This is a genomic window from Geobacillus sp. TFV-3, from assembly GCF_009901865.1.
Lineage (GTDB): Bacteria > Bacillota > Bacilli > Bacillales > Anoxybacillaceae > Geobacillus > Geobacillus thermoleovorans_A.
In genome coordinates this window covers 3,296,306-3,307,900 of record NZ_MPSP01000001.1, presented here as the reverse complement: position 1 = coordinate 3,307,900, position 11,595 = coordinate 3,296,306, and the positions used below count along the sequence as shown (strand labels likewise).

Sequence of the window (11,595 nt, the reverse complement as noted above, 5' to 3'; positions counted from 1 at the left end):
ACGATCAGCTTGTCTGGATAAACGGCTCTCCAGAGTCTTTAAAAAATCCAAAAACGTCGTGGCATTCCTAGTTGTCGCTCGGTGAAGAACGGTGTCTCCATTAAGGATATTCACCACACCCAATAGAGAAACGTAGGCATGATGCCATAAGTGGGCACCTGTTTTTGCCGGCCAGCTTCTGACCAAGTGGCCCGCAAGACTTGATAGGGCCGGACGTGGGCCTCATCGACATATAAAATAACAGTGTTGGGATCAATCAGTTTTTTATAAGTTCCATTTGTTTCACAAAACGCTTATCGTGGTTCGGTATCGCCTTTCGCCGATGTATAGGTGAGCCAGTTCCAAGAGAGTCCCATTCGATGTAAATAAAAGTTTACGAATCCCTTCCTGGGACATGGTGACCACGTAGCGCTCTCGAGTATAAGACTGAATGATCCACATATTCCAAGAAGAAGAAATGTCCCAACCGAGTTCGGCTGGTGTGTGGATCAAAATGATTTGTTTCAGTTCCTGTTGCTATTCCGCCGTTAGAAACGGTTCCCGGCCCGGCAGATGTTTCCGATCGAGCAGTAGATCGATCCCGCCTTCGTTGAATAGGGATACATAAAACGCCTCACTTTGGCAGCACAGATTGAGCATGGAAGCGATCTCTTTGTTCAGATAACCTTCCATGACGAGGTGAACGGCCATGACGCGTTAACATAGGGGAATATTTTTGATTTTTCGCTCTTCTTAACGAAGTGTTCGTGACGTCCATCGAGATCATTAGTGATTTTCAATCGTTTCATGTTATTCCCGCTCCTTTTGGGATGTTTAGGAGCAGTATAACTAGAGCGGAAATCACTTATATGAACGTTAATGTTTTAATGTGCACCTATATAGTTAAGGTATATAAGCTGTAATAAAGAATTTCCACGGTTTTGTATTAATGTTCAAGCCGTAACAGGGTAGTATATAATGCGAGTATGCCGAGAGTCTAGTGGATAAACACTTTTTTGAATTAAGTGTTTTAAGACACAGAAGGAATATTAAAATATAGGTATAGAAAGGGTTGAGGAATTTGAAGATTAAAGATGTATTTGGGGATTTGCCTACACTTACTACTGAACGTTTAATATTAAGAAAATTAACGTTAGATGATGCATATGATTTATTTGATTATGCGTCAAATCCGGAAAACTGCAAATATTTACCTTGGAGACCTCATCATACCATTGAAGATTCAATTCAATTTTTAGAATTTGTAATTAAGTCTTATAAAGAAGGTAGTTTAGCTCCGTGGGGAATCGTTTCAAAAGCAGATAATAAAATGATCGGGACAATTGATATAGTTAAATGGTTACCCAATCATCATAAAGCTGAGATAGGTTTTGTTTTATCGTATAAGTATTGGGGGAAGGGATTAGCAGTTGAAGCGGCTAATAAAATCATTGAATTTGGTTTTGACAAGATGGAATTAAACAGAATTGAGGCATTTGCTATGATTGAAAATGTTCAATCTTTAAGAGTTTTACAAAAGTTAGGGATGCAATTTGAAGGGGTTATGAGAGAACATTGGTATATTAAAGGTAAATTTAGGGATATGGCTATATACTCTATTCTAAAACGAGATTATTTTAAATCAAGGAACGGGTTGCAAAACGCATAACGGATGAATAAAGGGACACAAAAAATCCACTCTTATTGGGAATCATATACAGTTACTAAAAAACTTCAAAGGGGTGACACTATCAAGAGTTCCAATTCTTTGATCGAATACACCGATGAAATCGATCCTCTTTTAGAGGCTTTATTTCGATGCATCGATCAACTTTTTTCTGGAAATACCTTATGTGGCGGGAAGACCACAGGTGTCTAAAAAGGCAATTGATTAAATGTTTATTTTGGAAAACGTGCTTTACGATCGATTCTTTGTAGCAGTTGATGAACATCTTCCGCTGTTTTTGCTATTTTTGATGTATTTATGAGTCTCTCATCTGTCCACCTTTTCAAGGACCAGCCGATGCTTTCAAAAGCAAGAATTTTCTGATGTTCATCATCATCTCTTAAACGATGTATGTGTTTAATCTCTGAAAGTGATCATGGTGGATGGTACGGCCCTTTGAAACATTCTTGTAGTATGATCCCCAAACAAAATGGGTCATTTCAACTCGGTATTACTATATACATGCTCATTAAAAAGTTAACCTTCGTATAACCGGTGCACACTCCGGTTATCCTGTTCCTAAGGAAACCTATGGAAAAGGAGCGGGATCATTCATGAAACGTCTCAACATCACCCATGATCACGGATGGACGCCACGGACGCTTCGCAAACAGGAACGGAAAATCAAAAACGCGCTTCTTCGCCAACGGGTGATGGCGGTTCGTTTGGTCATGGAAGGTTATTTGGGCAAAGAGGCGGCCTCCATGGTCAACGTGTGCCGACAAACCGTTTCCCATTATGTGTCGCTGTTCAACGAAGGCGGTCTGGAGCTCTTGCTTCATCGGGATTTCGCCCCCGGACGGGAGCCGTTTCTCACCGAAGAACAGCAGGAAGAGATCAAACAGCTTGTGTTGACCACCACTCCCGCGGAACTGGGCTGGGACGTCGCTTCGGCGTGGAACACCAAACTCCTGCAATCCTATGTCGAAAAGCACTTTGGTGTTTGGCTTTCCCGTGAAGCGCTGCGAAAACTCCTGCACCGTCAAGGTCTGTCATGGACTCGCCCTACGTACACGCTGGCGAAAGGGAATCCGGATGAGCAAAAGCAATTTGAAAAGCAAATGGATTTGATAAAAAAAACTTGATCACCAAGGAGACAGAAGATGCCGTTCTTCTGTACATCGATGAAACGCATATCCGCTCTTATCATGTCTTGCGATCCACTTGGTCCGAGGTCGGCCGTCAAAAACGTGTGCCGACATTCGGCCATCATGCCCATGTTTCGGTATTTGGCGCCGTGAACGTCCACGATGGGGACACCGTGCTTCACCAAGCAGAAGCCGCCAACGCCACGACGTTCTTGGATTTCTTGCGCCTGCTCAAAGAGCGGCATCCCAACCGGATGATTGCGCTCGTCTTGGACAATGCCCGGATTCATCACGCTCGAATGGTGAAGGACTTTTTGCGAGAAGAAGGACAATGTTTTCATTTCCTGTATCTGCCGCCCTACTCGCCGCAGCTCAACCCGATCGAGCGTTTGTGGAAATGGCTGAAGGATACGGTGATCGCCAACGCCTTTCACAAAGACCGCCACGAGATCCTGCAAGCGGTTCAACGATTTGCTCATTACATTCAGGAACGCCCGGAGGAAGTGTTGCGGCGCTTGGGGTGTGCCGCGTAATCGAAAAGTTAACTTTTCAAGGTGCATTTATATAGTTTAAAGGTATAAAGAACGGTTGAACAAGTGAGAATTCTTTTTGTTTTCTCGATTAACCGCTGGAATAGTGGAGAAACAAAAGGTGCCTATGGTTATGTGATTGCTGTCTTCTTGAAAACTGGATTTGAAAAGTGTCTGTTTGATCTCCATAATGCGTTGAATGGGTATTTGATCAATTAAAGATTAACGGGGTAGAGCAGCCGCGTTGGTATAGATTTCATTGCTATCTGTTACATGTACAATTATAAATCATTATTGGAAATTTTTAATTTACACTCTATTTTTACCGCGTTATCAATTATAAGAAGAAGTTAAATTCTGAATATATATAAAAAGATATGTATTGCATGATGTTTAGTTACCCGTGGTGCTAGATAAAATCAGACGAGCATAAAAATAGTCCTTGTATGAAAATCTCCTTTTAAAATGAAAGTGCTCACCTAACATTAGAAAGGAGAAATCCCATACAAGAGCGTCTTCATTTTACAACGGATCAAGCGGAAATTCAAAAGCAATATACGGCGATCTTGTTCTTGGTATCAGCGCAACTGTCTGGCGGCTCTAAATGTATTTGTAGCGCTGAAATCGTCATTTGTTAAAGCAAGGAAATGGGTCATAATCGCCATTCATATTCTTGGAAAGTTGTTTTGTTTTACTTCGGAACGAGCAGGGTATCAGTATGTCATTGGAAACTTATTCACTAGGGAGATGTTCCCTGAACGCTCTCGATATAACTGTTGTTGTCGGTTGCTCCGTTTTTCCGTTAAATAGAGTTTTTCTAATAGATCCGTCACCAACTAGCGAGGCACGGACAACATCATGCCTATGCTGTTGTGGAGATCTTGTCCCTCTTGCGCTGTGTCATCACGTGAGGCGTTAATGTTCAACTAGCACCACGGATATTTAGTTATCTATCGTAAGAGAGGTTGTTTTTAACTATGAAGATAATCCATGAACAAGTTCAGGCATTGAGAGGTTTAACGTTACATACCATTGAAACAAAAAAGTTTAAAACGAATACTTTTATTTTACGATTAAAACAAAAAATATCTGAAGATATAGTTACTTTTCGGTCGATACTTCCTTATGTTCTACAAAATAGTGCTAAAAAAGAAATTAGAAAAAAATTGGATGAATTATATGGTGCAACATTGAATATAAGTATCGACAAAAAAGGTGAGTTTCACATTATTACTTTACGTATAGAAGCGGTCAATGAAAAATATTTACCTACCAAAACACAATTGATTGAACACGTTTTAAATCTCATTTTTTATATTGTTATGAATCCTTGGAGAAATCAAGATAGTTTTAATGAAGATGTTATACAAAAAGAAAAGCAAGTACTTAAACAAAGAATCCTTTCTGTTTATGATAATAAAATTCGTTTTGCAAATAAGAGGTTAATAGAGGAAATGTGCAAGGAGGAACCTTATAGAATTCATGCTTACGGTAACATGATCCAGATTGACCAAGTAACTTCGTCAAGTTTATATGATTACTATCATCAAGCGATATTAGAAGATCAAATAGATTTGTATATTGTTGGTGATGTGAACCATGAAAAAAATGTAGAAATTGTTGATAAGCTACTTCAATATGAAATTCGTAATAATGTAGTAAAACTTGATTTTGAATCGAAGCAAAAAGAGGTTAAACAAGTTAATTATGTTACTGATGAACAAGAAGTTGAACAGGGTAAACTACATCTAGGGTACAGAACCTATACTAATTACGGTAATTCAGATTATTATGCATTACAAGTTTTTAATGGGATGTTTGGGGGATTCCCTCATTCCAAATTACTCACAAACATCCGTGAAAAAGAGAGCCTTGCTTATTATATTTCTTCCAGATACGAAAGTCATAAGGAATTATTGTTTTTAATGGCTGGGATAGAGATTCAAAACTATGAAAAAACGCTACACATAATAAATAAACAATTAGAAAGTTTAAAACGTGGCGATTTTTCTAAGACCGATTTTCAAAGAACAAAGACCTTAATAAAATCGCAACTTTTGGGGATTTTAGATGATCCAAAAGGTATTGTTGAAATGTTCTATCGTAATGTTGTTAACGATTGTCAAAAGACAATGGAAGATTGGCTACTAGGGATTGATAATGTTTCGGAGTCTGATGTCATAAAAATGGCTCACAAAATCAAACTTGATACAGTTTACTTTTTAAAAGGAAGGAACAAGTAGTATGAATCAAATCAAATTTGAACAATTAAATGAGGTACTTTATTCAGCAACTCTTGACAATGGCTTAGAAGTGTATGTATTGCCAAAACATGATTTTTACAAAACATATGCTACATTTACAACAAAGTATGGTTCAGTAGATAACCATTTTGTACCGATAGGACAATCGGAACCTATAGAGGTTCCTTGTGGGATTGCTCATTTTTTAGAACATAAAATGTTTGAAAGTAAAGGAGAAAATGTATTTCAACGTTTTAGCAAGCAAGGAGCCTCTGTTAATGCATTTACGACATTTACAAGGACGACTTATTTAGTTTCTACATTTGTAAATATTAAGGAAAATTTAATCACTTTGGTTGATTTTGTTCAAGACTTATATTTGACTGATTACACTGTTGAAAAAGAGAAAGAAATAATTAAACAGGAAATAAAAATGTACGATGAATATCCTGATTGGCTCGTTTATATTGGAACGCTAGAAAATATGTATCACAATCATCCTGTTAAATTTGGTGTTACTGGAACGATAGAATCTATATCAAAAATAACAAAGGAACTGTTATACGAATGTTATAAAACGTTCTATCATCCGAGTAATATGCTTTTATTTATTGTAGGACCGGTTAATCCTGAAGAAATTATTGATTTAGTTATAAATAACCAAGCGAAAAAAGCGTATCAAAAATTTAACGGAGTTAGAAGGATTTTTCCGTCAGAACCGCCCGAAGTTGTCAGAAAGCAGAAAACAATAAGAATGCCAATAAAGACACCAAAATGTATGATAGGATTTAAAAATAATAATTCGAAACACAAAGGAATAAAACTTCTTAAACATGAATTATCAGTTCAAATCCTTCTTGAGTTTTTGTTTGGTAAAAATTCAGAAAACTATGATTTATTATACGATGAGGGGCTAATTAACAATAACTTTTCGTATAGACATACGGAGGAATATGGGTTTGGTTTTTCTATGATAGGGGGAGACACAAGTAAACCTGATAGGTTAGCCCAAAAGTTATTTGATATGACGCAAAAGATTAAGTACAATCCTCCTTCAAAAGAAGTTTTCGATAGAATTCGAAATAAGATAATGGGTTCATACTTACGTTTGCTAAACTCTCCTGAAGATATTGCGAAACAATTTACAAGATATAAATTCAATAGAATAAATTTCTTTGAGGTAATTGATACTTTGCAATCCCTTTCTATTGATAATTTGATAGAAGTTTCAAACCAATATTTTAATGAAGAGAATTTTACTTTTTGTCAAATTGTTTCTAATAAAGATTAATATATAAATGCACCTTGTAATGTTAACATGCCTATAGATCCGCCACACTCTGTCCATACTGCTCCAAAACACTCGATCGGAAAGGGAGTGGACGAAAGATGAAACGACTTACCATTACGAATGACTATGAACGGACGCAACGAAAACTTCGAAGAGAAGAACAGAAAATTAAGGAGTTCTTTTAAACAAGAACTCTTTTTTTCTTGCTTTTGACAATTTATGAACGAAAAGATAACTGATTTTCACCCCGAGTTCGACAGTTTTGAGGCCATTTTAGGCAAATGAAAATGGCCAAAATGCTGTTATATCAAAGATTTCGCGATGCGGATCCTAGAAAAAAACACTGAATTTCATAGGCACACGACTTGTTTATTTTAACTTTTAAAACAGCTGAATATCGGTTATAATATAGGCATGTACATACGGCGAGTAACACGCAAAAACAAAGATGGAACGACCGTGGCGTATCTCCAGCTTGCTCACAACGAATGGGATCCGAAGGCCAAATATGCGAAAGCGAAGGTGATTTATTCGTTTGGGCGCGAAGACGAGGTGGATCGCGCTGTCTTGGAGCGTCTGGCCAAAAGCATTTCGCGATTCCTTTCTCCTGAGCAGGCTTGGGAAATCGAGACGTTGACAGGAGAAGTGTCGGATGACTTTCAGTTTCAATCAAGCAAACGCCTTGGTGGCGCTTGGCTTTTGGATCAGCTCTGGAGACAACTGGGATTGGGAGAGATTCTCCACTCCTTGTTTGCCTCCCGACATCATCAGATTCCGTTGGAACGGCTGATTTTTGCCATGGTGGCGAATCGTGCCCTTCATCCGTCAAGCAAGTTGGCGATGGAGGAGTGGGTGGAGAAAGACGTGCATATCCCTCATCTTCCCCAAGTCGCCAGCCACCAGTTGTACCGGGCGATGGATGAGCTGCTGGCTGTGCAGCCGGAATTGGAACGCCAAGTGTTCCATGCCGTGGCCGATTTATTGAACCTGGAAGTCGATTTGATTTACTTTGATACGACTTCGTCGTACTTCGAAGTGGATCCATCCGAAACACCAGAAGGAGAATCGCTTCGAAAGCAGGGGTTTTCCAAAGATAAGCGTCCCGATTTGGTCCAAATCGTCATTGGACTGGCCGTTACCCGGGAAGGAGTCCCCATTCGCGCTTGGGTATGGCCTGGCAATACGATGGATATGACGGTCATCAAACAGGTGAAACAAGACTTGATTGGCTGGAAGCTTGGGCGTGTGATCAGCGTGATGGACCGCGGATTTTCGTCTGAAGAGAATTTGCGAATCTTGCAACAGGCCGGGGGACACTACATTGTCGGCGAAAAAATGCGGTCCGGCAAAGCCGCCGTCGAAGAGGCCCTAAACCGTCGCGGGCGCTACCAACAAGTTCGCGAGAACTTGCATATCAAAGAAATCATCGTGGGCGACGGAGAAGCGCGTCAGCGCTATGTTCTCGTGTACAATCCCAGCGAAGCCGAACGCCAACGCAAGGAACGGGAAAAGCTGCTCGAATCGCTGAAAGAGGAGTTGGAGGGGCTTCGCCAACTCCCCAATGAAGCTCATCATAAGGCCACCTGCCGGCTGCGTTCCCATCCGTCCTACGGAAAATACTTGCGTCAATTGAAGGATGGAACGCTTCGCATCGACAAGCAAGCGGTTCGTGAAGCGGAAAAGTACGATGGCAAATATCTCATCCGAACCTCCGATGACACCTTGTCTGCCGAGGATGTCGCGCTCGGGTATAAGCAACTGGTGGATATCGAGCAGGCCTTTCGGACGTTGAAATCAACACTCGAGCTGCGCCCCATGTATCATCGCTTGGAAGACCGTATCCGGGCGCATGTGCTGCTCAGTTGGCTGGCTCTCTTGCTGGTTCGGATCGTGGAGATCCGAACTCATGAATCGTGGCCGAAAGTAAGAGACGAATGCGAGCGTCTCATGCTTGGACATTTTTCTTCAAAAAACGGCGACCTTTATCAACGAACCGAACTGACGGCCAAACAAGCGCTATTCCTTGCGGCTCTAGGGCTGGAACCTCCTCCAAAGATTCTAGGCATCCACCCTCGCACCTAGATACACGCCCGAAGTGTGCCCAAATGCCTCCGATCCCTTTTGTATCAAGGGGCGAGAGGCATTTTGTTTGCCTAGTGACTGTCGAACTCGGGGTCGAACTCGGGTTCACATAAAAATTTAAAGTATCAAGGAATTATTATTCCTTGACACATTTTGGATAAAACTCACATTTCGCACCCTCTCGACCAAAATCGGGAGGATTTTTTCATCCCGGTTGTTTAGTGCAAAATAAAAATACAGAGTTCTGCAACGAAACGTGCAGAGCCTAAGGCAAAGAAAAAAGGCTTGCCAGCCCCTAACATTTCCTCTACTGTGGAAGTTGTGAACACATAAACCAAACAGTGGAGGAGCGAAAGGATGCTGGCAATGCCCGAAATGAATCGTATCAGAAAACTGCGTGAAAAGAAAGGGTTATCGATTGCGGAAATTTCCCGCGAAACGGGATATAACTGGAGAACGGTCAAGAAATACGCGGATGGCGGCATTTCTGTCCAACCAACCATCAAACGCAAAAAGGGGATGATGGAGGAAGAAGGATACGGGCAAATCATTGATGACTGGTTGGAGGAGGATGCCAAGCTGCCGAGAAAACAACGGCGAACGAACAAGACGATGTTTGAAGCGCTTTGTCGTGACCATGGATTTCAAGGCTCGTATCGCACCGTTTGCGCGTACGTGCAAAAACGAAGACCGCAGCTCAAACTCGAGAAAGAACAGCGCTATGAACGACTTGAGCACCCGCCAGGCGAGGCGCAGGTGGATTTCGGGAAGATGACGGTGGTGACGAAGGAGGGGAAGGAAGAAGAACGATCGGTTTTGATCGTAAGCTTCCCGTATAGCAACGCTGCGTTTGCTTATCCGCTGCCGGCGGAAAACAGTGAATGCTTCCTCCATGGGTTGACGCAGCTGTTTCGTCAGGCTGGGGGAGTGCCAAAGGCATTGCGCATTGACAATTTGTCCGCGGCCATCGTGTCGATTCGAAAAGGGGGAGAACGCCAATTCACCGAGGCTTTTGAGAAATTTCAACTCTACTATCGGTTTGATGTACAAGTGTGCAATCCATACAGCGGACATGAGAAAGGAAATGCGGAGCGAAAAGTCTATTACACTCGCAACCTTTGTTTCGTCCCGGCTCCGTTGATCGAGTCGGATCCGGAGCTGGTGGAGTGGCTGCATCGCAAGATGGTCGAGGACCGAAACCGCCCTCATTATGAAAAGGGGCGGTTGATAGAGGAGCTATGGCAGGAAGAGCGGCCGGAGCTGTTGGCGTTGCCGGAACAAGATCTTCCGATCTTCTCCCTCGATCACGCTTACGTGAATAAGTACGGAGAAGTGATGGTGGATGGGAAGGCGTTCGTCGTCCATGGCCTGTCCGTCCCCAACCGGGTATTGGTGAAAAAAGAGTGGGATCGTTTCTTTGTGCTCTCTCCTGACGGAGGCATACATCTTGAGATGCCAAGGCCGTATACGAACGTGAAACGCGAGATCCCTTGGAAAGAGATTTTCGCTGAGTGGGAGACCAAACCCCGGGTTGTCGGGCATTCCCGATACCGGGCGTACTTGCCGGAAGCGATCCGAACGTATCTGGCTGGCACCCCGCCCCAGGTGGCGGCCCGTTTGAAAGGGCTGCGAGCGCTGTTGGATCGTTGCACGCTTTATGAAATCGCCCAGTGGCTCGAGGAGAGTCAGCGATGGGACTTGGCTCCTCATGAAATCGGGGTGTTGATGGAAGCCGAGCAATCCCATTACCCGGCCAAGTGGGAAGAATCGTACACCCCTTCCGTCCTGATCGACTATGAAACGGATTTAACGGTGTATGATCAACGTCTTCACCCCGTTCGGGAAGGGGGTGTCCAGGGATGAGAGCAGAGGTGAAAGAGATTTGTAAAGCGCTGCATTTGGCCTATATCGCGGATCGATTCGAGGAGGTGATGTTCGAAACGAAAGAGCAGTTTTTGCGGGATGTATTGGCGCTGGAGCTGTCGTGCCGCCAGCAGGCGAAACAGGCCCGGCTGATCAAGAAAGCCAAGTTTCGGGAGTTGAAATGGCTGAAGGATTACGAATGGTCGGATCACATCCACTGGCCGACCACGACATCGAAGAAGGAATTGTGTGACCTTCGCTTTTTGGAGCGAAAGCAAAACGTTCTGCTTTTAGGCTCGCCCGGGACAGGAAAAACCCATCTCGCCACAGCGCTCGGCATCCAGGCGTGCCAACAAGGCCATGAGGTTCGGTTTTTCCGCGTCGCGGATCTCGTCGCCCAGCTGGAAGAGGCATTGAAAAATGGCACGCTCGGGCGGCTGAAACGAAGCATCGATGCGTGCGAACTGTTGATATTGGATGAACTCGGCTATGTGCCGTTTCAAAAGCAAGGATCGGAGCTGTTGTTTCATATTATCGCCGACTGTTATGAGCGAAAAAGCGTCATCGTGACGTCGAATCTGGAATTTGGACAGTGGAATCGGGTGTTTGGGGACAACCGCTTGACAGCTGCGCTGGTGGATCGCTTGGTTCACCATGCCCACATCCTGGCCTTTACGGGAGAGAGCTATCGACTGCGGAACGCTCTCTCCGCGATCCAGCCGTCCTCTTCCCCCGGTCTGGAACCTTAAGTCTTGAGCTGGCAAGCCTATGTATTTTTTCTTGCACTTCTCTG

General features: G+C 43.0%; 8 protein-coding genes and 1 pseudogene. All 9 read left to right on the top strand.

All coding sequences use genetic code 11. The features are described 5' to 3' along the window. Nucleotides 1-1,060 precede the first annotated feature (1,060 nt). Entirely contained in the window at nucleotides 1,061-1,648 is a 588-nt protein-coding gene (locus tag BJQ97_RS16750; protein ID WP_015375298.1) for a GNAT family N-acetyltransferase, read from the top strand. Nucleotides 1,649-2,259: 611 nt separating this feature from the next. Beyond that, the gene (locus tag BJQ97_RS17990) at nucleotides 2,260-2,790 is read left to right on the top strand and encodes an IS630 family transposase (protein WP_201451656.1); all 531 of its coding nucleotides are present in this window, start codon (nucleotides 2,260-2,262) and stop codon (nucleotides 2,788-2,790) included. Beyond that, nucleotides 2,787-3,326, top strand: a complete 540-nt coding sequence (locus tag BJQ97_RS17985) for an IS630 family transposase (RefSeq protein ID WP_268892780.1) — start codon at nucleotides 2,787-2,789, stop codon at nucleotides 3,324-3,326. Before BJQ97_RS17990 ends, BJQ97_RS17985 begins: the two co-directional genes overlap by 4 nt. Before the next feature lie 500 nt (nucleotides 3,327-3,826). Further along, nucleotides 3,827-4,236: pseudogene (locus tag BJQ97_RS17810) on the top strand (IS982 family transposase); the annotation flags it as partial. Between the two features lie 64 nt (nucleotides 4,237-4,300). Then, the gene (yfmF, locus tag BJQ97_RS16740) at nucleotides 4,301-5,566 is read left to right on the top strand and encodes an EF-P 5-aminopentanol modification-associated protein YfmF (protein ID WP_160157440.1); all 1,266 of its coding nucleotides are present in this window, start codon (nucleotides 4,301-4,303) and stop codon (nucleotides 5,564-5,566) included. Between the two features lies 1 nt (nucleotide 5,567). After that, nucleotides 5,568-6,857 carry an EF-P 5-aminopentanol modification-associated protein YfmH gene (gene yfmH, locus BJQ97_RS16735; RefSeq protein WP_160157439.1) on the top strand — a complete coding sequence of 430 codons (1,290 nt, stop codon included), beginning with the start codon at nucleotides 5,568-5,570 and terminating at the stop codon, nucleotides 6,855-6,857. Between the two features lie 414 nt (nucleotides 6,858-7,271). Further along, complete coding sequence (locus BJQ97_RS16730) at nucleotides 7,272-8,939, top strand: IS1634 family transposase (RefSeq protein WP_023633822.1); 1,668 nt, start codon at nucleotides 7,272-7,274, stop codon at nucleotides 8,937-8,939. Between the two features lie 357 nt (nucleotides 8,940-9,296). Continuing rightward, on the top strand, nucleotides 9,297-10,802 hold the full coding sequence (istA, locus tag BJQ97_RS16725) for an IS21 family transposase (RefSeq protein WP_160156529.1): 1,506 nt from the start codon (nucleotides 9,297-9,299) through the stop codon (nucleotides 10,800-10,802). Beyond that, nucleotides 10,799-11,551 (top strand): IS21-like element helper ATPase IstB, encoded by a 753-nt coding sequence (gene istB / locus BJQ97_RS16720; RefSeq protein ID WP_021322668.1) that lies wholly within the window; start codon nucleotides 10,799-10,801, stop codon nucleotides 11,549-11,551. The genes istA and istB overlap by 4 nt, the downstream gene beginning before the upstream one ends. Nucleotides 11,552-11,595: the final 44 nt, after the last annotated feature.

Excerpts from the sequence above, each read along its gene's own strand:
- BJQ97_RS16730 (WP_023633822.1), top strand. The coding sequence starts at position 7,272 with ATGTACATACGGCGAGTAACACGCAAAAACAAAGATGGAACGACCGTG.
- istB (WP_021322668.1), top strand. The coding sequence starts at position 10,799 with ATGAGAGCAGAGGTGAAAGAGATTTGTAAAGCGCTGCATTTGGCCTAT.
- yfmF (WP_160157440.1), top strand. The coding sequence starts at position 4,301 with ATGAAGATAATCCATGAACAAGTTCAGGCATTGAGAGGTTTAACGTTA.
- istA (WP_160156529.1), top strand. The coding sequence starts at position 9,297 with ATGCTGGCAATGCCCGAAATGAATCGTATCAGAAAACTGCGTGAAAAG.
- BJQ97_RS17990 (WP_201451656.1), top strand. The coding sequence starts at position 2,260 with ATGAAACGTCTCAACATCACCCATGATCACGGATGGACGCCACGGACG.
- yfmH (WP_160157439.1), top strand. The coding sequence starts at position 5,568 with ATGAATCAAATCAAATTTGAACAATTAAATGAGGTACTTTATTCAGCA.